General features: G+C 66.9%; 23 protein-coding genes. 11 read left to right on the top strand and 12 right to left on the bottom strand.

The features are described from left to right. Positions 1–8: 8 nt before the first annotated feature. Positions 9–1823, bottom strand: coding sequence for an aminopeptidase P family protein (locus HWX00_RS27960; protein WP_034187496.1), 1815 nt, complete (start codon positions 1821–1823; stop codon positions 9–11). Positions 1824–1841: 18 nt separating this feature from the next. Then, positions 1842–2096 carry a DUF1129 domain-containing protein gene (locus tag HWX00_RS27955; protein WP_034187497.1) on the bottom strand — a complete coding sequence of 85 codons (255 nt, stop codon included), beginning with the start codon at positions 2094–2096 and terminating at the stop codon, positions 1842–1844. A 171-nt stretch (positions 2097–2267) separates the two neighbouring features. On the opposite strand from HWX00_RS27955, the gene HWX00_RS27950 reads away from it, so the two are divergent. From HWX00_RS27950 to HWX00_RS27920, 7 genes are all read left to right on the top strand, one after another. After that, positions 2268–3032 carry a response regulator transcription factor gene (locus HWX00_RS27950; protein ID WP_175027142.1) on the top strand — a complete coding sequence of 255 codons (765 nt, stop codon included), beginning with the start codon at positions 2268–2270 and terminating at the stop codon, positions 3030–3032. Positions 3033–3058: 26 nt separating this feature from the next. Next, positions 3059–4357 carry a glutamyl-tRNA reductase gene (hemA, locus tag HWX00_RS27945; protein ID WP_011350794.1) on the top strand — a complete coding sequence of 433 codons (1299 nt, stop codon included), beginning with the start codon at positions 3059–3061 and terminating at the stop codon, positions 4355–4357. Positions 4358–4439: 82 nt separating this feature from the next. Beyond that, positions 4440–5522 carry a peptide chain release factor 1 gene (prfA, locus tag HWX00_RS27940; protein WP_034187499.1) on the top strand — a complete coding sequence of 361 codons (1083 nt, stop codon included), beginning with the start codon at positions 4440–4442 and terminating at the stop codon, positions 5520–5522. Positions 5523–5529: 7 nt separating this feature from the next. After that, positions 5530–6372, top strand: a complete 843-nt coding sequence (gene prmC, locus HWX00_RS27935) for a peptide chain release factor N(5)-glutamine methyltransferase (RefSeq protein ID WP_175027141.1) — start codon at positions 5530–5532, stop codon at positions 6370–6372. Positions 6373–6439: 67 nt separating this feature from the next. Further along, entirely contained in the window at positions 6440–6751 is a 312-nt protein-coding gene (grxD, locus tag HWX00_RS27930) for a Grx4 family monothiol glutaredoxin (RefSeq protein ID WP_006477066.1), read from the top strand. A gap of 24 nt (positions 6752–6775) precedes the next feature. Next, positions 6776–7372 carry a UbiX family flavin prenyltransferase gene (locus HWX00_RS27925; protein ID WP_034187501.1) on the top strand — a complete coding sequence of 199 codons (597 nt, stop codon included), beginning with the start codon at positions 6776–6778 and terminating at the stop codon, positions 7370–7372. A gap of 199 nt (positions 7373–7571) precedes the next feature. Continuing rightward, positions 7572–8363, top strand: coding sequence for a DODA-type extradiol aromatic ring-opening family dioxygenase (locus HWX00_RS27920; protein WP_175027140.1), 792 nt, complete (start codon positions 7572–7574; stop codon positions 8361–8363). A 106-nt stretch (positions 8364–8469) separates the two neighbouring features. Here the strand turns inward: HWX00_RS27920 and HWX00_RS27915 are convergent, their stop codons facing one another. Then, positions 8470–10068 (bottom strand): APC family permease, encoded by a 1599-nt coding sequence (locus HWX00_RS27915; protein ID WP_034187503.1) that lies wholly within the window; start codon positions 10066–10068, stop codon positions 8470–8472. A 419-nt stretch (positions 10069–10487) separates the two neighbouring features. Here HWX00_RS27915 and HWX00_RS27910 point away from each other — a divergent pair, with 419 nt between their 5' ends. Continuing rightward, complete coding sequence (locus HWX00_RS27910; RefSeq protein ID WP_006477070.1) at positions 10488–10691, top strand: cold-shock protein; 204 nt, start codon at positions 10488–10490, stop codon at positions 10689–10691. Between the two features lie 102 nt (positions 10692–10793). On the opposite strand, the gene HWX00_RS27905 is transcribed toward HWX00_RS27910, so the two are convergent. The 3 genes from HWX00_RS27905 to HWX00_RS27895 all read right to left on the bottom strand — a co-directional run bounded on the left by HWX00_RS27905 (position 10794) and on the right by HWX00_RS27895 (position 14278). Beyond that, positions 10794–12044 (bottom strand): Hsp70 family protein, encoded by a 1251-nt coding sequence (locus HWX00_RS27905; RefSeq protein WP_034187504.1) that lies wholly within the window; start codon positions 12042–12044, stop codon positions 10794–10796. A 187-nt stretch (positions 12045–12231) separates the two neighbouring features. After that, positions 12232–12837 (bottom strand): nitroreductase family protein, encoded by a 606-nt coding sequence (locus HWX00_RS27900; protein ID WP_034187505.1) that lies wholly within the window; start codon positions 12835–12837, stop codon positions 12232–12234. A gap of 157 nt (positions 12838–12994) precedes the next feature. After that, a complete protein-coding gene (locus HWX00_RS27895; RefSeq protein WP_034187533.1) occupies positions 12995–14278 on the bottom strand; it encodes an MFS transporter in 1284 nt (427 codons plus the stop codon). Positions 14279–14496: 218 nt separating this feature from the next. Between HWX00_RS27895 and HWX00_RS27890 the strand changes: the two genes are divergently transcribed. Further along, entirely contained in the window at positions 14497–15117 is a 621-nt protein-coding gene (locus tag HWX00_RS27890; protein ID WP_175027139.1) for a TetR/AcrR family transcriptional regulator, read from the top strand. A 76-nt stretch (positions 15118–15193) separates the two neighbouring features. Next, on the top strand, positions 15194–15766 hold the full coding sequence (locus HWX00_RS27885) for a DUF1415 domain-containing protein (RefSeq protein ID WP_034187507.1): 573 nt from the start codon (positions 15194–15196) through the stop codon (positions 15764–15766). Between the two features lie 20 nt (positions 15767–15786). Here HWX00_RS27885 and HWX00_RS27880 read toward each other — a convergent pair whose 3' ends face one another. The 5 genes from HWX00_RS27880 to HWX00_RS27860 all read right to left on the bottom strand — a co-directional run bounded on the left by HWX00_RS27880 (position 15787) and on the right by HWX00_RS27860 (position 19662). After that, a complete protein-coding gene (locus tag HWX00_RS27880; protein ID WP_124609921.1) occupies positions 15787–16677 on the bottom strand; it encodes a class I SAM-dependent methyltransferase in 891 nt (296 codons plus the stop codon). An 89-nt stretch (positions 16678–16766) separates the two neighbouring features. After that, positions 16767–17900, bottom strand: coding sequence for a methyltransferase (locus HWX00_RS27875; RefSeq protein ID WP_175027138.1), 1134 nt, complete (start codon positions 17898–17900; stop codon positions 16767–16769). A gap of 136 nt (positions 17901–18036) precedes the next feature. Next, positions 18037–18369 carry a YegP family protein gene (locus HWX00_RS27870; protein ID WP_175027137.1) on the bottom strand — a complete coding sequence of 111 codons (333 nt, stop codon included), beginning with the start codon at positions 18367–18369 and terminating at the stop codon, positions 18037–18039. 99 nt (positions 18370–18468) lie between these two features. Then, positions 18469–19020 carry an LEA/WHy family protein gene (locus HWX00_RS27865; protein WP_175027136.1) on the bottom strand — a complete coding sequence of 184 codons (552 nt, stop codon included), beginning with the start codon at positions 19018–19020 and terminating at the stop codon, positions 18469–18471. Positions 19021–19440: 420 nt separating this feature from the next. Further along, on the bottom strand, positions 19441–19662 hold the full coding sequence (locus tag HWX00_RS27860; RefSeq protein WP_175027135.1) for a hypothetical protein: 222 nt from the start codon (positions 19660–19662) through the stop codon (positions 19441–19443). On the opposite strand from HWX00_RS27860, the gene HWX00_RS27855 reads away from it, so the two are divergent. Next, complete coding sequence (locus HWX00_RS27855) at positions 19661–21829, top strand: M1 family metallopeptidase (protein ID WP_034187511.1); 2169 nt, start codon at positions 19661–19663, stop codon at positions 21827–21829. The two genes, HWX00_RS27860 and HWX00_RS27855, sit on opposite strands and share 2 nt — an antisense overlap. Positions 21830–21971: 142 nt before the next feature. On the opposite strand, the gene HWX00_RS27850 is transcribed toward HWX00_RS27855, so the two are convergent. Beyond that, positions 21972–23000: a transporter gene (locus HWX00_RS27850; protein WP_059557543.1), complete on the bottom strand. Its 1029-nt coding sequence runs from the start codon at positions 22998–23000 to the stop codon at positions 21972–21974. Between the last annotated feature and the right edge of the window lie 68 nt (positions 23001–23068).

Raw genomic sequence — 23068 nt, 5'->3', positions numbered from 1 at the left:
CGGCGGCGTCAGATCGGCTGCGTGCGCGCGTCGAGCCACGCTTTCGCATCGCCGCTCACGTGCCTGCCGACGCGCTCGCGCACCGTCGCGTGATACGTGTTCAGCCATGCGCGCTCCTCGTCGTGCAGCATCTCGATCAGCACGCAGCGCGTGTCGATCGGGCACAGCGTCAGCGTCTCGAACGCGAGAAAATCGCCGAACTCCGTCTTTCCGGCCGCGCGGTTCACGACCAGGTTCTCGATCCGGATGCCCCACTGGCCCGGACGGTATACGCCAGGCTCGATCGACGTGATCATGCCTTCTTCCATCGCCGTGTACGGCTCGGCCGGCGCGTAGTGCGAGATGACCTGCGGGCCTTCGTGCACGTTCAGGAAATAGCCGACGCCATGCCCGGTGCCGTGGCCGTAATCGAGCCCGGCCGCCCACATCGGCGCGCGCGCGATCGCGTCGAGCATCGGCGAGCGGATGCCGCGCGGGAAGCGTGCGCGCGACAGCGCCATCATCGATTTCAGCACGATCGTGAAATCGCGCCGCTGCAGGTCGCTGACGGTGCCGACCGGCACGACGCGCGTGATGTCGGTCGTGCCCGTCATGTACTGGCCGCCCGAATCGATCAGCAGCAGGCCGTCGCCGGCGATCGTCGCGTGCGACTCGCGGGTCGCGTGGTAGTGCGGCATCGCGCCGTTCGCGTTGAAGCCCGCGATCGTCGCGAAGCTCGCCGACACGTAGCCGGGGCGCCGTGCGCGTGCGGCCGTGAGCTTCTCCTCGATCGTCAGCTCGGTAATCGTCTCGCGGTTCACGGCCTGCTCGAACCATGCGAAGAATTCCGCGAGCGCGGCGCCGTCGTGTTCCATCGTCACGCGCACGTGTTCGATCTCGGCGGACGTCTTGCGCGACTTCGCGAACGTCGACGGATTCACCGCCTCGACGAGCTTCACGCCGGCCGGCACGGCCTCGAGCGTGCCGAACGTCACGCGGCGCGGGTCGATCAGCAGCGTCGCGCCGGCGGGCAACGCCGCGAGCGACGCGCGCGCGTCGCCGTACGCACGGACGTCGACGCCGTCCCGCGCGAGCGACTCGGCCAGCGCCGGCGACACCTTGCCGTCGGCGATGAACAGCGTCGCGCGATCGGCGCCGATCATTGCGTGCGCAACGAACACGGGATTGAAGTTGACGTCGGCGCCGCGCAGGTTGAACAGCCAGGCGAGATCGTCGAGCGTCGACACGAAATGCCACTGCGCGCCCTGCGCGTGCATCGCGCGACGCACCTCGGCCAGCTTGCTCGCGCGTGTCGTGTCGGCCTGCGGCGCCGTGTGCTCGAACACAGCGTCGCCGGGCAACCCCGGCCGCTCCGGCCAGATCGCGTCGAGCAGGTCGAGATCGGTGCGCAGCGCGATGCCGCGCGCGCTCAGCGCGGCCGTCAGCCCGCGCGCCGCCGCGACGCCGAGCACCGCGCCGTCGACGCCGACCGTCGCGCCGGCCGGCACGTTCTGCGCCAGCCAGTCGACATGCGGCGCGCTCTGCTGGCCGCCCGTCATCTTCATCAGCTGCACGCCCGTGCCGGCCAGCTCGGCGTCGGCCTGCACCCAGTAGCGGCTGTCGACCCACAGCCCCGCGAAATCCGCGGTCACGACCAGCGTGCCGACCGAGCCCGTGAAGCCGGACAGCCAGCGGCGCGCCTGCCAGCGCTCGGGCAGATACTCGGACAGATGGGGATCGGCGGACGGCACGAGATAGGCGGCCAGGTCCTCGCGGGCCATGGCACCGCGCAACAGCGCAAGGCGGGCCGGCACCGGCGAGACTTCGGGAAGACGGGCATTCATGATTTCACCTGAGAGCATTCAGCGACGGGCCGACAGCGCGACCGTCACGGCTACGGCAAGGAACGCGACGCCGGTGCAGACCGGCCATTCGAGCGTCTCGCCATCGTAAAACAGTCCCGAGAGATTGCCGGCCATGCGGGCGGCGGCCGCACCGACGATGCCGGCGAGCACCGCGATCCACCACGCCGGCCGACTCGTGCGCCGCATCGGATGCAGCCAGCGGCCGAACAGCCCGACGGCCGCTCCCAGGACAATGATTCCAAACCAGTTCATTCGACGCCTTCTATAAATTCAGATTCGTCCCATAGGCGTGAACGTTACCAGCGGCTAGCATCGATTCATCCATCGAACCCGAGACCAGCCGGGTGCCGCGAACGTTCGAGTGTAGGGGCCGACTCGACGTTATGGCAAGCGCGCACCGGCTACCGTAATGAAGAAACTCTCATGCGAATCGCTCTGATCGATCCCGAGTCGCGTCGCGCCGCGCTCCTGAACCGGCTGCTCTTCGCGGGCGGTCACGTGTGCCACGCGTTTCCGTCCAGCACCGCCTTCTTCGCGTGGCTCGCGGCCGACAACACCTGCGACATGCTGATCACCGGCCACTGGGCCGGCGATCAGCCCGCCGAGGAAGTCATTCCGCGCGCGCAGACGGTCCTGCCCGGGTTGCCGGCCATCACCGTGATGCAGTCGCCGCGCGAAAGCGAAATCGTCTCGTGCCTGCACGCGGGCGCCGACGATTGCCTCGCGCGGCCCGTGAGCGGCCCCGAGCTGCTTGCGCGCGTCAACGCACTGAGCCGGCGCGCCGGCGTACGCCGGCCGCCGACCCGCTCGCGCGAAATGTATGGGGAATACGCATTCGACGCAACGCACGACCTCGTGCGCTTCGGCAACGCAATCGTTTCACTGACGCCCAAGGAATTCCGTTTCGCCCAGCTGCTGTTCACGAACCTGTCGCGGCCCGTGTCGCGCGCCCATATCCTCGAAACCGTGTGGGGGCGCCGCCGCGACATGAAGTCGCGCACGCTCGATACGCACGCATCCCGGCTGCGCAGCAAGTTGCAATTGCTCCCGGAGCGCGGCTACCGGCTGTTGCCGCTCTACGGCTACGGCTATCAGCTCGACCGCGTGCCGATCGAACCCCCAAATTCCCGGCCCCGCCACGCTGATGCCCGGTATGCCGCGAGTGAGGAAATCGCTGAAACGCTATAATATGGGGCTAAACGATAGCCCTCGATATGCAACTCCTCACGATCGGAATCAATCACCACACTGCGCCTGTCGCCTTGCGCGAACGCGTGGCGTTTCCGCTCGAGCAGATCAAGCCGGCTCTCGTCACGTTCAAGAACGTGTTTCTCGGCCCCCAGGCACCCAATACGCCCGAAGCGGCGATCCTCTCCACCTGCAACCGCACCGAACTGTATTGCGCGACCGACGATCGCGCGGCGCGCGAAGGCGCGGTCCGCTGGCTGTCGGAGTATCACCGGATTCCGGTCGACGAGCTCGCCCCGCATGTGTACGCGCTGCCGCAGTCGGAAGCGGTCCGGCATGCATTCCGCGTCGCGTCCGGCCTCGATTCGATGGTGCTCGGCGAAACCCAGATTCTGGGCCAGATGAAGGACGCGGTCCGCACCGCGACGGAAGCCGGCGCGCTCGGCACCTATCTGAACCAGCTGTTCCAGCGCACGTTCGCGGTGGCGAAGGAAGTGCGCGGCACGACCGAAATCGGCACGCAGTCGGTGTCGATGGCCGCCGCCGCGGTGCGCCTCGCGCAGCGGATCTTCGAAAAGGTGTCGGATCAGCGCGTACTGTTCATCGGCGCCGGCGAGATGATCGAGCTGTGCGCGACGCACTTCGCCGCGCAAGGCCCGCGCGAACTCGTCGTCGCGAATCGCACGGCCGAACGCGGCCAGCGGCTCGCCGAACGCTTCAACGGCCGCGCGATGCCGCTGGCCGACCTGCCGACCCGCATGCACGAATTCGACATCATCGTGTCGTGCACCGCATCGACGCTGCCGATCATCGGCCTCGGCGCGGTCGAGCGCGCGGTGAAGGCACGCCGCCACCGCCCGATCTTCATGGTCGACCTCGCGGTGCCGCGCGACATCGAGCCCGAAGTCGGCAAGCTGAAGGACGTGTTCCTCTACACCGTCGACGATCTCGGCGCGATCGTGCGCGAAGGCAACGCGTCGCGCCAGGCCGCGGTCGCGCAGGCCGAAGCGATCATCGAGACGCGCGTGCAGAATTTCATGCAATGGCTCGACACGCGCAGCGTCGTGCCGGTGATTCGTCACATGCATACGCAGGCCGACGCGCTGCGCCGCGCCGAAGTCGACAAGGCGCAGAAACTGCTCGCACGCGGCGACGATCCGGCCGCCGTACTCGAGGCGTTGTCGCAGGCGCTGACCAACAAGCTGATCCACGGCCCGACGAGCGCGCTCAACCGCGTGAACGGCGCCGATCGCGATTCGCTGATCGACCTGATGCGCGGCTTCTACCAGCACGCGCCGCGCTCGAACGACCAGTCCGGCCACTAGCGCCGCCCGGTCGCCCTGCCGCCGGCCGCGCGCCGGCCTATCCTTTCCGAATACCCCTTGCCCGGGAGCGCCGCTCCACACCATGAAAACGAGCATGCAACGCAAGCTCGACCAGCTGTCCACACGGCTGGCCGAACTGAACGACCTGCTGAGCCGCGAAAACGTCACGGCCGACCTCGACCAGTACCGCAAGCTGACGCGTGAACATGCGGAACTCGGCCCGGTCGTCGAGCAATACGCGCTGTGGCGCCAGTCGCGCAGCGACGAGAAGGCCGCGCAGGAACTGCTCGCCGACCCGTCGATGCGCGACTTCGCCGAAGACGAAATCCGCAGCGCGCGCGACGATATGGCGCGCCTCGAGACCGAGCTGCAGAAGATGCTGCTGCCGAAGGATCCGAACGACGATCGCAACATCTTCCTCGAAATCCGCGCGGGCACGGGCGGCGACGAATCGGCGCTGTTCGCGGGCGACCTGCTGCGCATGTACCTGCGCTTCGCGGAACGCCAGCGCTGGCAGGTCGAAATGATGTCGGAGAGCGCGTCGGATCTCGGCGGCTACAAGGAAGTGATCGTGCGGATCGCGGGCCAGGGCGCGTTTTCGCGCCTGAAGTTCGAATCGGGCGGCCATCGCGTGCAGCGCGTGCCGGCGACCGAGACACAGGGGCGCATCCATACGTCCGCGTGCACGGTCGCGGTGATGCCGGAAGCCGACGAAATCGGCGAAGTCGAGATCAACCCGGCCGACCTGCGGATCGACACGTTCCGCGCATCCGGCGCGGGCGGCCAGCACATCAACAAGACCGATTCGGCGGTGCGCGTCACGCACATCCCGACCGGGATCGTCGTCGAATGCCAGGACGACCGCTCGCAGCACAAGAACAAGGACCGCGCGCTGAAGGTGCTCGCCGCGCGCATCAAGGACAAGCAGTATCACGAGCAGCACGCGAAGGAAGCCGCGACGCGCAAGAGCCTGATCGGCTCCGGCGACCGTTCCGAACGGATCCGCACGTACAACTTTCCGCAAGGCCGGATGACCGACCACCGGATCAACCTGACGCTGTACCGGCTCGAGGCGATCATGGACGGCGATCTCGACGAACTGATCGGCGCGCTCGTCAGCGAGCACCAGGCCGAGCTGCTCGCGTCGCTCGGCGAAGCCGACTGAGGCCGCGATGCCCGACACCACCGCCGCCGAATTGCTGCGCGCGTCACCGCTCGACGCGGTCGACGCACGCGTGCTGCTCGCGCACGCGCTCGGCTGGACCCGCACACAGCTGATCACGCGCGGCGATGCGCCGCTCGATGCGGCCGCGGTCGAACGCTACCGCGCGCTCGAAGCGCGCCGCGTCGCCGGCGAACCCGTCGCGCAACTGGTCGGGATCCGCGAGTTCTTCGGCCGCCCGTTCGACGTGACGCCCGACGTGCTGATCCCGCGCCCCGAAACCGAACTGCTCGTCGAAGCCGCGCTCGATGCGATCGACGGGCTGCCGCATCCGGCCGTGCTCGATCTCGGCACCGGCAGTGGCGCGATTGCCGTGTCGATCGCCGCCGAGCGCCCCGATGCACGCGTGTGGGCGCTCGATCGCTCGCCGGCCGCGCTGGTCGTCGCGCAGCGCAACGCAGGCAAGCTGCTCGACGCACGCCGCCCCGGCGGCCCGCTGCAGTGGCTGCAGAGCGACTGGTACGCGGCGCTCGATCCGGCGCTCGTGTTCGACACGATCGTCAGCAACCCGCCGTACATCGCGCGGCACGATCCGCATCTCGCGCAGGGCGACCTGCGTTTCGAGCCGCGCGGCGCACTCACCGACGACGCCGACGGCCTCAGCGCGATCCGCACGATCGTCGCGGGCGCCGGCGCCCATTTGAAACCGGGCGGCACGCTCTGGATCGAGCACGGCTACGATCAGGCCGAAGCCGTCCGCGACATTCTCGCCTCGCACGGCTTCGTCGCGGTCGAATCGCTCGCCGATCTCGCCTCGATCGAACGCACGACAGGCGGCCGGCGGCCGGGCTGACGCCCGGCTCGCCCGGTTGAAATCCGCTATCATTTCGATCTAACGCCCCGCAAACGCAAGGTCAGTCATGGACACCCAACAACGTATCAAGCAAATCGTCGACGAAAACCAGGTCGTGCTCTTCATGAAGGGCAACGCGCAATTCCCGATGTGCGGCTTCTCGGGCCGCGCCGTGCAGGTGCTGAAAGCCTGCGGCGTCGACCAGTTCAAGACGGTCAACGTGCTGGAAGACGACGAAATCCGCCAGGGCATCAAGGCATTCTCGAACTGGCCGACCATTCCGCAGCTCTACGTGAAGGGAGAGTTCATCGGCGGCTCGGACATCATGATGGAGATGTACCAGTCGGGCGAACTGCAGCAACTGTTCGCCGCCGCCTGACACGCGGCAGCCGCTGCCCTTTCGATGGCCTCTCCCAGCGCGCCGCCACGCCGGCTGATCGTCGCGATCACCGGCGCCACCGGCGCGATCTACGGCGTCCGGCTGCTCGATCTGCTGCGCGCCGCGGGCGGCGTCGAAACGCACCTGCTGATTTCGAACGCCGGCTGGCTCAACATCCAGCATGAACTGAAGCTGCCGAAGGCCGAGGTCGAACGCCGAGCGGACGTCGTGCACTCGGTGCGCGACGTCGGTGCGACGATCGCGTCGGGTTCGTTCGCGACCGACGGGATGGTGATCGCGCCCTGTTCGATGAAGACGCTCGCGAGCGTCGCGCACGGGCTGTCCGACAACCTGATCACGCGCGCGGCCGACGTCACGCTGAAGGAACGTCGCCGTCTCGTGCTGATGGTGCGCGAAACGCCGTTCAACCTCGCGCATCTGCGCAACATGACCGCCGTCACCGAGATGGGCGGCATCGTCTTTCCGCCGCTGCCCGCGTTCTACGCGATGCCGAAGACGATCGAGGAACTCGTCGACCAGACCGTCACGCGCGTCCTCGACCTGTTCGCGCTCAGCGCGCCGCAGACGACACCCTGGGCCGGCATCCGGCACGCGCAGTAAGCCTCCTTCTTCGCTCATCTTCGCCGATTTTCACGGCAATTCACTCGATTGCACGCGCACTGACGATTTCGCACACCGTCACGCATTACGTTGCAACGATTATCAACAAACAAGCGCCAATCAAATTCCGCCACGCGGATTTATCAATACGCGGTGCGCGCCTATAGTCACAGGCAAACCCTTTTTGCAGGCCACCACCATGAACCGCTTGCCTTCGCTGTACCTGTCCCACGGCGCCCCGACGCTGCCGATCGACCCGACGCTGCCGTCCGGCGCATTCACGCATCTCGGCGCCGAATTGCCGCGCCCGCGCGCGGTACTGATGCTGTCCGCGCACTGGGGCACGCAACGGCCGGTTGCGAGCGTCGCCGCGCATCCGGAAACGATTCACGATTTCTACGGTTTCCCGCAGGCGCTGTACGACATCCGCTATCCGGCGCCGGGCGCGCCCGACGTCGCCGAACGCGCGGCCACGCTGCTGAATGCGGCCGGCATCGCGACCGCGACGACCGAGCACGGCCTCGACCACGGCGCGTGGGTGCCGATGCTGCTGATGTTCCCGGAGGCGGACGTGCCGGTCGCGCAGCTGTCGATCCAGCCGCGCGCGGATGCGACGCACCACTTCGCGCTCGGCCGTGCGCTGCGGCCGCTGCGTGACGAAGGCGTGATGGTGATCGGCTCGGGCCAGATCACGCATAACCTGCGTGCGGCCGATTTCGGTGCCGCGCCCGAGGATGCGGACCCGCGCGTCGCGGAATTCACCGACTGGTTCGAGGCGAAGCTCGCCGCGCGCGATGTCGATGCGCTGCTCGACTACCGCCGGCAGGCGCCGCACGCGGTGCTGATGCATCCGACCGACGAGCATCTGCTGCCGGCCTTCACGGCGCTCGGCGCGGCGGACGACGACTACCAGCTCGGCATCCAGTCGCTCGGCACCTACCAGCGCGTGCTCGCGATGACGAACTACGTGTTCGCGAGCGCCAACGCCTGAGCCGCGACGCCATCGCCGACGCAAACAAAAAGCCCGCCCGAGCATCGCTCGGGCGGGCTTTTTCCGCTGCTTCCCGCCGCCGCCGAATCCGGCGACAGGTCATGCGTCAGGCACCGACCCCTTCGAGGATCTCGTCGTGCGACTCGCGCTCGTCGAGATACTGGGTCCGGTAACCGGTATTCACACCCCAGAAGTAGAACACCAGCGAGATCGCCGCGACGATCAGCATGTCCCAGCCGTACGGCAGGTAGCCGTGACCGCCGAATTCCTTGCTGCCGATCAGCGACAGCACGGCCATCGTCGGCAGGTACGCGACCAGCCACCAGGCAGCCTTCAGGTCGGCGCCCCAGCCGGTCCAGCCCGATTTCGCCTGGAAGTAGAAGTACACCGGCAGTGCGACGATCATCAGCAGGATGATTTCGCCCGTGAGCGGCCACTTCGCCCAATACAGGATCAGCGACGCACACACGAACGCGAACGGTGCGATCAGCTTCATCAGCGGGATCGACAGCGGGCGCTCGATGTCGGTCGCCGCGCGGCGCAGCGCCATCAGGCTGATCGGGCCGGTCAGGTACGAGATCACCGTTGCAACCGAGATCACCGCCGCGAGCGAGCTCCAGCCGCGGAAGAAGAACAGGAACACGAACGACACGAGCAGGTTGAACCACATCGCCTGGCGCGGCACACCGTAGATCGGGTGGACGTTGCCGAACATCTTCGGCATCGTGTTGTTGCGCTCCATCGCGTAGATCATCCGCGTGGTCGTCGCCATGTAGGTCGTGCCGGTGCCGCTCGGGCTGACGAACGCGTCGATGTACAGCAGGATCGCGAGCCAGTTCAGGTTCAGCGCGATCGCGAGTTCCGCGAACGGCGACGAGAAATTGAAGTGCGCCCAGCCCTGCGCGACGTCAGCCGGATTCACCGAGCCGATGTACGCCATCTGCAGCAGCACGTAGATCACGAGCGCGATCAGGATCGACGTGATCACCGCGAACGGCACGCTGCGCGACGGATTGCGCGCTTCGCCCGCCAGGTTCACCGGGCTCTGGAAACCGTTGAACGCGAACACGATGCCGCTCGTCGCGACCGCGGTCAGCACGGCCGACCAGCCATACGGTGCGAAGCTCGCATTCGACGCGGTGCCGAGGTTCTCCGAATGGAAGCTCGTCAGCATCAGGCCGAGGATCGTGGCGCCCGGGATCAGGAACTTGAAGATCGTGATCGCGGTGTTCGCCCGGGCAAAGGCCTTCACGCCCCAGTAGTTCAGCATGAAGTAGATGACGACCAGCACGGCCGACAGCAGCAGGCCGGGTGTCGTCAACTCGCCGTTCACGAACAGCGCATGCGCCCATGGATACGGCCACGTACTCATGTACTGGATCGACGCTTCGGCCTCGATCGGGATCACGGAAACGATCGCGATCCAGTTGGCCCATGCGCTGATGAAACCGACCAGCGAACCGTGCGAGTAGCGCGCGTAGCGCACCATGCCGCCCGACTCGGGGAACATCGCGCCCAGTTCGGCGTACGTCAGTGCAATCGCAAGAATCACGACCGCACCGATGATCCATGCGCAGATCGCCGCCGGACCGGCGATCTTCGCGGCTTTCCAGGCACCGAACAGCCAGCCCGAGCCGATAATCGAACCCAGCCCCGTCAGCATCAATGCAAACGGGCCGATGTTCCGTTGAATAGAACTCTTCACATCCTCTCCTGTGTCTCAAAAAGCATGGTCGGCCCGCGGTCCGGGATCGGCTCGGACAGCACCGCGCACGCATTCTTGGGGGGACGAATCATCCGATCGGGGCAACCCGTCCGCGCGGCGCGTAGTTTAACGGTTGCACCTCGAACGTGCCGCCAAAATCGTTCGGCCCCTACAAAAAATTCGCATCGCCTGCAAGCTTTGTAAACCTGATATACGCAATAACCCTGAGAGCATGGGAATACGGTTGACCATGAGCGCGATTAGCCGTATAAAGGACTTCGCAGGATTTCAGGTGGCGAGTGAATTGGTTCTTTCGTAGTTCGCCCATCAACGGTACTCCGGTGGTCCTATTACCCCTTCCTTGATTTTCCGCACCCCATGGGCTTCGGCCCCGTTTTATCTTTTTAGGAACAAGTAACATGGCAACCGGTACCGTCAAGTGGTTCAATGACGCAAAGGGCTTCGGCTTCATCACCCCGGAAGGCGGCGGCGACGATCTGTTCGCGCACTTCTCGGAAATCCGCGTCGAAGGCTTCAAGACGCTGCAAGAAAACCAGAAGGTTGAATTCGAAGTGAAGACGGGCCCGAAGGGTCTGCAAGCTGCGAACATCCGTCCGGTCTAAGCTTGGCGCGATAATTCGTGTAAAAAAGCCCCGCTTCGGCGGGGCTTTTTGTTTTTGGGCGCCGATGCGGGATGGCAGCTACGCCCTTCCGCCTGCCGCCATTCAACCGAACAATCGCTGCGCGTGAATGCCGAGGCCCGTCGCGACGCTCGCGAGGCGGTCGCCGAATACCGGTTGCGCCTCCGGAAACGCGCCCGCGAGCGCACCCGACAGGAACGCGAGCCCGGTCGAACCGCCGGTGAAGTACAGCGCGCCGACCTCGCGCGGCGCGATGCCCGCAAGCCGCACCGTCTCGCGCGCGGCGTCGACGATGCGTGTGGTGTCGTCACGGCTCGCATCGACGAGGCGATCGGCGTCGAACGCGATCAGCAGGTCTTCTTCCACGTCGTTCAGGTCGATCATCGTCTCCCCGCCCGCCGCGACGCCGATCTTTGCCTCTTCCGCGCGCGCCATCAGCGCATGCCCGAGCCGCTGCTCGACCACGCTCGTGAGCCGGTCGTACTGCCGCACGTCCTGGTACAGGTGCTTCATCAGCTTCAGCTCGCCGAGCCGCTTCGGCGTGTAGACCGTGTTGATCAGGTGCCAGGTCGCGAGATCGAAGTAGATCTTGTTCGGCAGTTCGCGCCCTTCCGGGTCGAGCGAACGGTAGCCGAATGCAGGCAGGATCGCCGCCAGTTCGACACGCCGGTCGTAGTCGGTACCCGCGACGTGCACGCCGTGGTGCGCCAGCACGTCGTCCTTGCGCTCGAGCCGCGCCATCCGCTCGGGCCCGACGCGCACCAGCGAGAAGTCGGACGTGCCGCCGCCGATGTCCGCGACGAGCACGAGGCGCTCGGCCTGCTGGCGCGATTCGTAGTCGAACGCGGCGGCAATCGGTTCGTACTGGAAGTGAACGTCCGCGAAACCAACCGATTGCGCGGCCGCCGCGAGCTGATCCTGCGCGAGACGGTCGGCGCGCGGATCGTCGTCGACGAAGAACACGGGCCGGCCGAGCACCGCGCGGCCGATCGGCGCGCCCGCGCGCGCTTCGGCCTTGCGTTTCAGGTGGGTCAGGAAGCGCGCGATGATTTCGGTGTACGCGATCGCGCTGCCGTCGCCGAGATCGGTCGTCGTCTCCGCGAGCGGCGAGCCGAGGATGCTCTTCATCGAGCGCATCAGCCGGCCGTCGAAACCGTCGATATAGGAAGCCAGCGCCGCACGGCCGTATTCGACCGTTTCCTCGTCGTTGTTGAAGAAGATCGCCGTGGGCAGCGTCAGGTGGTCGCCCTCGACGGGCGCGAGGCGCATGCCGTCGCCGTCGGGCAGCGCCACGGCGGAATTGGACGTGCCGAAATCGATCGCGCAGTAAGTCATGGGAAATTGCCGCAGCAGGGCCGGCGCGAAAACGGAAAGGACGGGCTTTTTAACATGAAGCCCGCTGGATCACAACCGGGGCGGGCCACCGGTGCCGCGCGGCGGGCGCGGCAGGCGACGGCGCGCGCCGCGGCGCGCCAGGGACACACACGGGCGGGATGCAGGACGCAGCCCGCCGCCTGCGGGGTCAGGCTGCCGCGTCGAAGCCCTTCTTCCACGCGCCCGCATAGACGACTTCGCCGATCGCATGGCGCGTACGCGGCGCCTTTTCGCGATCGCGCAGCACCGGATCGAGCTTGTCGACGTTGCCGTAGTGGCCGAGCGAGATGATCGACAGGATCGCGACGTCGGCCGGAATCGCGAACGCGTCGCGAAACGCCTTCGTATCGAAACCGCTCATCTGGTGGGCCGCGAGGCCGAGCGCATGCGCCTGCAGCACCAGCGACATCGCGGCGGCGCCCGCGTCGTACGACGCGGTCGGTGCCGGCTCGCCCTTCGGCGTCAACGTGTGCGCGGTCACCGCGATCAGCACGGGCGCCGGCGCATTCCAGCCCTGGTTGAACGGCACCAGCGTCGCGAACGCGCGCTTGAATGCGTCTTCGTCATGCGCGCGATCGAATACGATGAAACGCCACGGCTGGGCGTTGTACGCGGACGGCGCCCAGCGCGCCGCTTCGAGCACGGCGTGCAGATCGCCGGCGCTGACGGGCTCGTCCGAATAGGCACGCGGGCTCCAGCGGCCTGCGATCAGATCGTGAATCGAAACAGTGGTGGGAGCAGGTTTGACGGACATGCGGTTCCTCGCTGACATCGATGAAGGGGCGCGAACGCCCGGCGAACCGCAAGCATACCCGCTTGAGCGGCGGCGCGCCCGCTCCCGCCGCGCTATGCAAATCTCCGTGCGTGCATTGGCCGGCCGCAGGCTGCGCGGCCGGCCGCGTTCACCGCGATCAGGCCGCCTGCGCGGCCGCGCGCGACGGGCCGCGGTTGATCCGCAGCACGATCAGCGCGCCGGCGATGCACAGCCCGCCCGAGATCATCGAAGCGACCGTGTAGGTACCGAGGCTCGCGCGCAGCAGCCCGGCCCCGAGCGCCGCGAACGCCGCGCCGAGCTGGTGGCCGGCGACGATCCAGCCGAACACGACCGGCGCCGCGGCCTTGCCGAACACATCGGTCGCGAGCCGCACGGTCGGCGGCACGGTCGCGATCCAGTCGAGCCCGTAGAACATCGCGAACAGCGGCAGCCCGAAGAAATCGATCCCGAACGCATGCGGCAGATAGATCAGCGACAGCCCGCGCAGCCCGTAGTACCAGAACAGCAGCACGCGGTTGTCGTAACGGTCGGACAGCCAGCCCGACAGCGTCGTGCCGAACAGGTCGAACACCCCCATCGCCGCAAGCAGCGATGCGCCCTGCACTTCGGTCATCCCGTAGTCGCTGCACATCGCGATCAGGTGCGTGCCGACGTAGCCGTTGGTGCTCGCGCCGCAGATGAAGAAGCTGAAGAACAGCAGCCAGAAGTCGCGCGAACGGCTCGCCATCAGCAGCGTGCGGAACGCGACCGCGAGCGGGTTCTCCTTCGTCGCGTCGGGCGCGGGCGGCGCGTCGGCCGGCTCGCCGTACGGGCGCAGCTTCACGTCGGCCGGCCGCTCGGGCAACAGGAACGCCACCAGCGGAATCACGATCGCGGCCGCCACCGCGACGACCAGCACGACCGGCCGCCAGCCGTGGCGCTGCGCGATCGCCGCGAGCATCGGCAGGAACACGAGCTGGCCGGTGGCCGTGCTCGCGGTCAGGATCCCCATCACGAGGCCGCGCCGTGCATGGAACCAGCGCGTGACGAAGGTCGCGGACAGCGTCAGCGCGACGACGCCCGTCGAGCAGCCGACCATCAGCCCCCAGATCACCACCATCTGCCAGCTCTGCGTCATCATCGACGACAGCGCGACGCCCGCGCTCATCGTCACCAGCGCGGTGAGGATCGTCGGGCGCAGCCCGAAGCGCTGCATCGCGGCGGCCGCGAACGGGCCCGTCAGGCCGTACAGCGCGATGTTCACCGAGATCGCCAGCGAAATCGCCGCCCGGCTCCAGCCGAGCTCGCGCTCGAGCGGCACCATCAGCACGCTCGGCGTCGCACGCGTGCCGGCTGCCGCCAGCAGGATCAGGAATACCACCGCCGCCGCGAGCCATCCGTAGTGGAAGCGCCCGCTGATTCGTGTCACTGCCCAGTTCATCTTCGCGTTCTCCAGTTGGCGGCTCCGGCGCCATCGCACCTGCTCCGCCCCGATCAGGCCACCTCCGCCGCGCATTGCAACGTCGGCTGACCCGGGCCGACGCTTGGCATTCGTCTGTCGATCCGGCGCGATTGTTACCGACCGGTCACAAGTGTGTTGCGATCGTAGTTACCAGTCGGTAACATGTCAAGCAATTCATCACGTAGTCGAGGGTCATCATGTCGGGCATCGAGATCGACAAACCGCCGGCGCGGCGTACGCGCCGGCCGATCGACGGCGCCACCGCACAGGAGCACCTGCTGCGTGCCGCCGAGGAGCTGTTTTACAGGGAAGGCGTGCGAACGGTGGGCGTCGAGGCGGTCGTGGAGCGCGCGGGCGTCAACAAGATGAGCCTGTACCGCCAGTTCTCGTCGAAGGACGAGCTGATCCTCGCGTATCTCGAACGGATGGACGCATGCTTCTTCGAGCGGCTCGACACGAGCGCCGCGAAGCACCCGGGGCAGCCGAAGGCGCAGTTGATCCAGTATTTCGTCGATCTTGCCGAGCGCGCGACGCAGAAGGACTATCGCGGCTGCCCGTTCGTCAACGTGGCCGCCGAATTCCCGGATGCGTCGCACCCGGCGCGCGAGCGCGTCGCGCAAAACAAGGAACAGTTGATGAAACGGCTCGTCTCGCTATGCGAAGGCGCCGGCGCGCGGCAGCCGAAGGCGCTGGCCGACGCGCTTGCGCTGGTGGTCGAAGGCATCTATGCGGCGAGCCAGACGTACCGGCACGGCGAAACGCCGATCGGCGCCGCGCCCGCGCTCGTCACGCAGTTGATCGAAGCCGCCTGCGCTTGACGCGGCGCATGCGCCGGCGCGCGGCGCGCCCGCTACAATGCGGCCCTCGCCGTTCTTCCGCCCGACTGGTTTCACGATGACCGACACCCGCCCCGAATCGCACGACGACATCCTCGCCGCCACCCGGCACTGGCTCGCGCGCGCGGTGATCGGGCTCAATCTGTGCCCGTTCGCGAAAAGCGTCTACGTGAAGGAACAGGTGCGCTACGCGATCAGCGACGCGACGACGCTGGAAGATGCGCTCGCCGAACTCGAGACCGAGCTGCGCGCGCTCGATGCGGCGGACCCGCGGCAGGTCGATACGACGCTGCTGATCTTCCCGCATGCGTTTGCCGATTTCGTCGATTACAACGACGCACTGTTCTTTGCCGAACGGCTGGTGCAGCAGTTGCGGCTCGACGGCGTGCTGCAGATCGCGAGCTTCCACCCGCAATACCGATTCGAAGGCACCGCGCCCGACGACATCGAGAACTACACGAACCGCGCGCCGTACCCGATCCTGCATCTGCTGCGCGAGGACAGCATCGCACGCGCGGTCGACGCGTTTCCCGACGCGTCCGCGATCTACGAAAAGAATCAGGAAACGCTGCGCCGCCTCGGCCATGACGGCTGGCGCGAATGGATGCGCAGGCCGGGCGACGACGTCTGACGCGCCGCGCGGGCCGTGCGTCAGCCTTCGGCCGGCTCGGCGGCCTCGCCGCCTGCTCCCGCGGCTTGCGCCACGAAGAAGCGCTCGTTCAGTTCGGCAAGGCCGAACATCCCGAGGATCTCGTTCAACCGCTCGCCGGGCCGCCGGCGCGGCAGGTTCTTGTACTGCGCGATGATCAGCTCGTTCTTCATCGAATGCTCCCAGCCGACCAGTTCGGTCACGCTGACCTGGTAGCCGTGCGCCTCGAGCTGCAGGCAGCGCAGCACGTTGGTGATCTGGCTGCCGAATTCGCGCGTATGCAGCGGATGCCGCCACACCTCGGTCAGCGCGTTCGCGAGCGACTTGCCCTTGTTCTTGCGCAGCACGCCCGCGACTTCCGCCTGGCAGCACGGCACCAGCACGATGTGCTGCGCGCGCTTCGCGAGCGCGAAGCGGATCGCGTCGTCGGTCGCCGTGTCGCATGCATGCAGCGCGGTGACGACGTCGACGGTTTCGGGCAGCCGCGGCGACGTGATCGAGTCGGCGACCGACAGGTTCAGGAACGACATGCCGCCGAACCCGAGCCGCGCGGCCAGCTCGGTCGAGCGCGTGACGAGCTCCTCGCGCGTCTCGATCCCGTACACGTGCGACGCGAACGCCGGCGTGCCGTGCCCCGGCTGCTGCTTGAAGAACAGGTCGTACAGGATGAAGCCGAGATACGACTTGCCGGCACCGTGATCGACGAGCGTCACGTTGCCTTGGTCGGCCTGCACGCCGGCGAGCAGCGGCTCGATGAACTGGAACAGGTGGTAGACCTGCTTCAGCTTGCGGCGGCTGTCCTGGTTCAGCTTCCCGTCGCGGGTGAGGATGTGCAGTTCCTTCAGCAGCTCGACGGACTGCTCCGGACGGATTTCGTGGGTCTTGTTCGACATCGTGATGCGGCGCCGGGCCACGGTCGGTCGACCACGGCCCGGCGGCGGGAATTCGTGAGGAATGGCGACAGTTTACCGAAAATGCGCGGTCAGGCTCGTGCGCCGAGCCGCCACAGCGACGTGACTTCGGCGCGGCGTGCCGCGTGCAGCGGATCGTCGGCGTCCGTCGACTTCGGGTGGGCGGGGCGGATGTCGTCGCGGCCGAGCACGACGAGGCCGGCTTCGTCGATCCATTGCAGCAGCGTTTCGCGCGGCCGCAGGCCGAGATGCTCGGCGAAATCGGACAGGATCAGCCAGCCCTCGCCGCCCGGCTCGAGATGCGCGGCGAGCCCCGCGAGGAAGCCGCGCAACATGCGGCTGTCGGGGTCGTAGACCGCGTATTCGATCGGCGCGCTCGGCCGGGCCGGCACCCACGGCGGGTTGCAGACGACGAGCGGCGCGCGGCCGGGCGGAAACAGGTCGGCTTCGACGACGTCGACCTGGCTCGCATGGCCGAGCCGCGCGACGTTCTCGCGTGCGCACGCCAGCGCACGCGGATCCTGGTCGGTCGCGACCACGCGCTCGACGCCACGCGACGCAAGCACGGCAGCCAGCACGCCGGTGCCGGTGCCGATGTCGAACGCGAGCGATGTCGCCGGCAGCGGCGCGCGCGCGACGAGGTCGACGTATTCGCCGCGCACCGGCGAGAACACGCCATAGTGCGGGTGGATCGGCGCGCCGCCGAGCGCCGGAATCGGTACGCCCTTCTTGCGCCACTCATGCGCACCGACGAGACCGAGCAGTTCGCGCAGCGACACGACCGACGGCGCGCCGCCGGGGCCATACGCCTCCTCGCAGGCGGCACGCACGCCGGGCGCACGGCGCAGCGGGATCGTGTAGTCGGCGTCGAGCGGGATCAGCAGCATCCCGAGCGTGCGCGCGCGCTGCGACTGCGCGAGACGATGCAGGTTGAATGCGTCGACGCCGGCCGCGGCTTTCGCCTTCTTCGGCTTGCGCTCGACACGGCGCGCCATCGCCTGCACGAGCTGGCGCGCATTCTGGAAATCACCCTGCCAGACGAGCGCGGTGCCCTCGCAAGCAAGGCGGTAAGCCGCGTCGGCGGCAAGACGATCGTCGGCGGGCACCGCACGCTTGGGCGGCGGCACGCCGGCTTCGGAGCGCCAGCGCACGGCATGATCGGCGCCGTCGGCGTCGGTCCAGTGGAAAACGGGGAAATCGGTCACGCGAACTCGGTTACGGTTGGCATCGATGGCGGCGGGAATTCACCGCGCGGACCACACCATACCGCGCTTTGCCCGGACCGGCAAAACGGGCGCCGCGACGCCCGCCCGAAAGCATGCGTCGCGGCGCGATCGACCGTCAGTCGAGATCGATGGCTTCCGCGCCGGGCGCATCGCGCTTGACGGCCGCGATGCCGTTCTCGCGGCCCTGCACGCTCTTGTACGTTTCGCTCGTGCCGATGACCTGATGGTTGGCCGCCTTCAGGTTGAACATCGGCTCGCCGTTGTGGGCGAGCTTGCGCTCATAGCGCTCGTCCAGCGGCGCATTTTCCCGCACGGATGCGATCCCGTTTTTCGCGCCGCCCTTCTCTTCGTACCGCTCGCTCGCGAGAATGATCTCGCCGTTCGCCGACTTCAGGTGGAAGTAGTACTGACCGTTCGTGGCTTTCTTGATCTCGAATTTTGCCGCCATGGTTTGCTCCTGGAAGAATGTCCGGCCCTCGGACATCGGCAAGTGTAGGGGCAACGCCCGCAAAAATCGACCTCACGCGACGATAAGCATTGAAGACCGTCAAATCGTCAATTTTCGTTGACATTTGAGCGACGTTACCGGAAACCGCATGGCCTGCCCGCCCCACCCCGGCATGACCGGCATGCGCAGCGTGCCCGCGTCGTTGAAGCGCACGGTGCCGATCACGCCGCCGGCGAGCCGGCCGCGCAGCGCATACGGCAGTTCGCCGTTCGCGGCCGCGCCGGGCAGGTTCCACGCCTGCCGCGCGGCGGCGAAGGCGGACACGGACACCGGCACGTCGAGCACCGCTTCGCCGAAACGCGGCACGGTGCCCGCGCGATCGCTGACGCCGCTCGCGAACGGCGTGCCGTTCAGGTCGAGCGACACCGAGATGCCGTCGTACTCGATCGGCGCATCGTTCGGGTTCTGCACGCGCAGCTTCAGGTTGAAGCGCATCTCGAGCCCCTGCCCGACGAGCGGGTCGAGCCCCGCGACCGACACGCGCACGGGGTCGCGCGTCAGCCCCGCGCAACCGCCGAGCAGCAGCAGCACGGCGGCGAACAGCATCGGCACGGCGCGCAGCGGCGCGAAACGGAACAGGGTACGTGGCATGGAAGGGCCTCCTCGCGGCGATCGGTGAGCGGGTCGTCGATGCATTGTACCGAGCGTGCCGCTCCACGCCGGATTTCGTAGTTTTCGCGGCAGTCCAAGATCGTTAATAGATTAAAACTACGAAATCATCAGCTAAACGGAAAGCGAATTAATGACTTCCAGCATTCAATGAAGCACGGAGAATTCAATAGATGCTCTTTCTAAATTTTTCGTTTCCTTTACCCAAAACCATCAAGTATATTTACGCATCCTTGGAGCAAGCCGACAAACCTTGAAGCCGCATGACGGCGCATTTACGGAATGGCAACCCGCCTTCCTTCCGTCCTGCGGCCTGGCCCGGCCAGCCCCGTAGGTCGTCGGTTCAAAGGGATTGCGCGCCCCGCCGGGCGCGCGGCCCCGTGTCGTGCGCGCGAAATCAATTCAGTACAACACGCGTCCGGCCATTTTGAACTGGCAAGTTAACCAATATCCGGAAATCCAGAGGGGGCAGTAAACCATGATTACCTTCACGTAGTCGGCTACCGTCTTTTCGAATAATCCGCCATTGCCATTTTTTCGCCGCTGATTAACGGCGAGGGGATGGCTTTTGCCGGCGTTTTCGCAGCACTGAACGATTCCTTCAACAATCGAGGTTTCAGTCATGTCGATCCATATTCGCAAGATGCGTTATCTGCCGCTCGTCGCCGCACTGGCACTCGCCGGGTGCGGCGGCGACGACGGCGGTGCGGGCTCCGCTTCCGCGCTCAGCTCCGCCGGCGCGCCGCATTCAGGCTCGTCGCCCGCCGTCACCGCGCCGCCGAGCGCATCGAACGTCGACAAGAGCGTATCGCCTGTCGAATTGCCGGACACCGTGGTGCCCGTGAACTACCGGCTGTGGTTCCGCCCGAACGACGCGCTGAACGCGTTCGACGGCCGCGCCGACGTCGAAATCAAGGTGCTGAAGCCGGTCAACAACATCGTGATCGCCGGCCACCGGATCAAGTTCACGAACGGCCGCATCACGCTGCAGCCGGGCAATATCCAGCTGATTGCGACGCCGCAGGACAAGGGTGACTTCTATCAGTTGCGGCCCGTGAGCGGCACGATCTCGCCGGGCACCTATTCGCTGCACATGGAGTGGTCGGGCATCATCAACTTCAAGTCGTATGACGATCCGGGCACGAAGACGGGCGGCAGCTGCGGCGACGATCCGTATCCGGGCTGCTCGGCCGCGGAAGGCGTGTTCCGGGTCGACCTGAAAGGCACCGACGGCAAGACGAGCGGCGCGATCCTGACGCAGGGCGAAACCAACCTGGCGCGCCAGTGGTTCCCGGGCTGGGACGAGCCCGCCTTCCGCCCGACCTATGAAGTGACGGCCGAAGTGCCGTCGAGCTGGCGCGTCGTGTCGAACGCGGCCGAAAAGCCGTCGACCAACGTCGGCGGCGGCTACAAGCTCGTGCAGTTCGAGAAGACCCCGCCGATGCCGTCGTACCTGCTGTTCTTCGGCGGCGGCATGTTCGACACCTACGAGGACGATTTCACGAGCCCGCTGCCGGGCGGCAAGGGCGGCCTGCACCTGCGCGTGTTCACGCCGCCGGGCATGAGCGAGTGGGCGAAGCCGGCGATGGACCGCACCAAGCAGGCGCTCGACTTCTACTACCGCTACACGGGCATCGCGCTGCCGCTCACGAAGTTCGACACGGTGGCCGCGAACGACGCGTTCAAGGACCAGAAGGACCTGAACTTCGGCGGGATGGAGAACTGGGGGTCGATCCTCGAGTTCGCCGACGACATCCTGCCGCAGCCGGGCCAGCCGATGTCGCACTACGGCAACGAGGTGCTGACGCACGAAGTCGCGCACCAGTGGTTCGGCGATCTCGTCACGACCGACTGGTGGGACAACGTGTGGCTCAACGAATCGTTCGCGACGTTCTTCGAGACGAAGACCACGATCCAGTTCTTCCCCGACGAATTCAGCTGGCTCGACCAGGTGAAGAACAAGTACCGCGTGATCAATCGTGACATCGGCCCGAACGCATTCCCGGTCGCGCCGAACTTCAACGGCTGGGCGTCGAACGACTTCGTGCTGAGCGCCAGCGCGTTCACGTACGACAAGGGCGGTCACGTGCTGAAGACGCTCGAGAACTATCTCGGCGAGCAGACGCTGCGCAAGGGTCTGCAGCAGTACCTGGTCGACTACTCGTTCGGCAACGGTACGCCGAAGCGCCTGTGGGATGCCCTGTCGAAGGAAAGCGGCCAGGCGGTCGGCCCGATCGGCGACAGCTACGTGCGTCAGACCGGCGTGCCGCTGATCTCGCTCGACACGCAGTGCGACCTGACGAAGAACCAGACCATCGTCACGCTGAAACAGCAGCCGTTCCCGAACAAGAACGCGTATCCGGGCCTGCAGTGGACGGTGCCGATCACGCTCGCGTACGGCCAGGGTCTCGCGAAACGCACGACGCTCGCGCTGAAGGACACGCAGACGCAGACGCGGATCGACGGCTGCACGGGCGTGGTCGCCGACCCGAGCGGTCTCGACTACTACGTCGTGAACTACAGCGACGCGGCCTGGAGCGGGCTGCTCACGCAGGTCAACGGCTCGACCGATCCGGTACTGCTGGCGAACCTGAAGAGCGAAGCCGCGCTGCTCGTCGCGAACAATCTCGCGCCGGCTTCGCGCTCGACGTCGATCGGCTCGGTCGCTTCGCCGGCCGCGATGAAGCTGCGCCAGACGCCGACCTTCGGCGGCGTGGAGCTGACGACGAAGGAACGCCCGGCACTGCAATACCAGGGCATCTTCAAGCCGCGCAAGGTAGTGACGCAGTAACGGTGCGCAGCCGTCCGGCGCCGCGCAGCCTGCGGCGCCGGACGGCGTACCGGCTTCTCCGACCTTTGACGGGCCTCGCATGCGAGGCCCTTTTTTCGTCCGCCCGACGCACGCGCGACCGCGCCGCGGCGCCGATGCGTCGCTAGCGGTCGTCGCGACGCCGGAATGCCCACCAGGCGGCGAGCGCGGTGAAGCCCGCGACGAGCAGCACCATCAGCCAGAAGCCGTGCTTGTTTTCCGAGAACGGCACGCCGCCGACGTTCATCCCGAAGAAACCGGCGACGATGTTGATCGGCAATGCGATCACGGTCACGAGCGTCAGCGTGAACAGCGTCCGGTTGTTCTGCTCGTCGAGACGCGAGCCGATCTCTTCCTGCAGCAGCTTGATCCGCTCGTTGAGCCCCGCCAGGTCGGCGAGCACGAGCGAGAACTCTTCGGTCGATTCGCGCAGCTCCTGCACGTCTTCCAGGTGCAGCCACGCGGGCGGCTTCGCGAGCAGCCGGAAGATCGACCCGGGTTCCGGCGCGAGCATGCGCTGCAGGCGCGTCAGCGTGCGGCGCATCGCGCCGAGCTCGATACGGCTCGACGTGAGCCGCTGCGACAGGAAGCGATCCTCGATGCGGTCGACGTCGACGCTCGTGCGCCGCATGATCTGGATCAGCAGGTCGGCCTGGTCGCGCAGCAGGTGCACGAGCAGCTCCGCGGGCGACCTGAACCGCTCGCCATCGCGCACGCACGCGCGCAGCGTGTCGACCGAGCGCAGCGGCTTGAGCCGCGCCGTCACCATGATGCGCTGCTCGACGTGGACGAACAGCGTCGCGATCTCCGACGGCGTCAGCTCGAGGTTGAACATCACGTCGTTGACGATCGCGCGCAGCGCGCCGTCTTCCTGCTCGATGCGCGTCGAACGCGACCCCTCGTGGAGAAATTCGAAGAAACTGTCGGGCAGCCCGAGATGCGTGCGCATCCAGCGCTCGCTCGCGCCATGCGCGAGATTGAAATGCAGCCAGACGAAATCGCCCGACGCGCCTGTGCCGTGTTCGCGGCACGTGCGCAGCCACGCGGCGGCCGCGTCGGCGTCGAGCGTCGCGCCGGCGCCGCCGGGCACGAAGCGGAAGCCGCACACCATGCCGGACGTATCGGCGCCGTAAGTCTGTACGATCAGGTCCATCGTGTCGAAGGTCGTGCGGCGCGCGACGCGCCGCACATCGCGGGTCGCGGGCCCGCGCCGGGAAAGGA

The sequence above is a fragment of the Burkholderia seminalis DSM 23518 genome (assembly GCF_902832885.1).
In the GTDB taxonomy this organism is placed as follows: Bacteria; Pseudomonadota; Gammaproteobacteria; order Burkholderiales; family Burkholderiaceae; genus Burkholderia; species Burkholderia seminalis.
This window is presented reverse-complemented; position numbering and strand designations above follow the sequence as displayed.

What these genes read in the sequence shown, in the direction of transcription:
- HWX00_RS27960 (WP_034187496.1), bottom strand. Translation starts at nt 1,823, where the DNA reads ATGAATGCCCGTCTTCCCGAAGTCTCGCCGGTGCCGGCCCGCCTTGCG.
- HWX00_RS27955 (WP_034187497.1), bottom strand. Translation starts at nt 2,096, where the DNA reads ATGAACTGGTTTGGAATCATTGTCCTGGGAGCGGCCGTCGGGCTGTTC.
- HWX00_RS27950 (WP_175027142.1), top strand. Translation starts at nt 2,268, where the DNA reads ATGCGAATCGCTCTGATCGATCCCGAGTCGCGTCGCGCCGCGCTCCTG.
- hemA (WP_011350794.1), top strand. Translation starts at nt 3,059, where the DNA reads ATGCAACTCCTCACGATCGGAATCAATCACCACACTGCGCCTGTCGCC.
- prfA (WP_034187499.1), top strand. Translation starts at nt 4,440, where the DNA reads ATGAAAACGAGCATGCAACGCAAGCTCGACCAGCTGTCCACACGGCTG.
- prmC (WP_175027141.1), top strand. Translation starts at nt 5,530, where the DNA reads ATGCCCGACACCACCGCCGCCGAATTGCTGCGCGCGTCACCGCTCGAC.
- grxD (WP_006477066.1), top strand. Translation starts at nt 6,440, where the DNA reads ATGGACACCCAACAACGTATCAAGCAAATCGTCGACGAAAACCAGGTC.
- HWX00_RS27925 (WP_034187501.1), top strand. Translation starts at nt 6,776, where the DNA reads ATGGCCTCTCCCAGCGCGCCGCCACGCCGGCTGATCGTCGCGATCACC.
- HWX00_RS27920 (WP_175027140.1), top strand. Translation starts at nt 7,572, where the DNA reads ATGAACCGCTTGCCTTCGCTGTACCTGTCCCACGGCGCCCCGACGCTG.
- HWX00_RS27910 (WP_006477070.1), top strand. Translation starts at nt 10,488, where the DNA reads ATGGCAACCGGTACCGTCAAGTGGTTCAATGACGCAAAGGGCTTCGGC.
- HWX00_RS27905 (WP_034187504.1), bottom strand. Translation starts at nt 12,044, where the DNA reads ATGACTTACTGCGCGATCGATTTCGGCACGTCCAATTCCGCCGTGGCG.
- HWX00_RS27900 (WP_034187505.1), bottom strand. Translation starts at nt 12,837, where the DNA reads ATGTCCGTCAAACCTGCTCCCACCACTGTTTCGATTCACGATCTGATC.
- HWX00_RS27895 (WP_034187533.1), bottom strand. Translation starts at nt 14,278, where the DNA reads ATGAACTGGGCAGTGACACGAATCAGCGGGCGCTTCCACTACGGATGG.
- HWX00_RS27890 (WP_175027139.1), top strand. Translation starts at nt 14,497, where the DNA reads ATGTCGGGCATCGAGATCGACAAACCGCCGGCGCGGCGTACGCGCCGG.
- HWX00_RS27885 (WP_034187507.1), top strand. Translation starts at nt 15,194, where the DNA reads ATGACCGACACCCGCCCCGAATCGCACGACGACATCCTCGCCGCCACC.
- HWX00_RS27880 (WP_124609921.1), bottom strand. Translation starts at nt 16,677, where the DNA reads ATGTCGAACAAGACCCACGAAATCCGTCCGGAGCAGTCCGTCGAGCTG.
- HWX00_RS27870 (WP_175027137.1), bottom strand. Translation starts at nt 18,369, where the DNA reads ATGGCGGCAAAATTCGAGATCAAGAAAGCCACGAACGGTCAGTACTAC.
- HWX00_RS27865 (WP_175027136.1), bottom strand. Translation starts at nt 19,020, where the DNA reads ATGCCACGTACCCTGTTCCGTTTCGCGCCGCTGCGCGCCGTGCCGATG.
- HWX00_RS27855 (WP_034187511.1), top strand. Translation starts at nt 19,661, where the DNA reads ATGTCGATCCATATTCGCAAGATGCGTTATCTGCCGCTCGTCGCCGCA.
- HWX00_RS27860 (WP_175027135.1), bottom strand. Translation starts at nt 19,662, where the DNA reads ATGACTGAAACCTCGATTGTTGAAGGAATCGTTCAGTGCTGCGAAAAC.
- HWX00_RS27850 (WP_059557543.1), bottom strand. Translation starts at nt 23,000, where the DNA reads ATGGACCTGATCGTACAGACTTACGGCGCCGATACGTCCGGCATGGTG.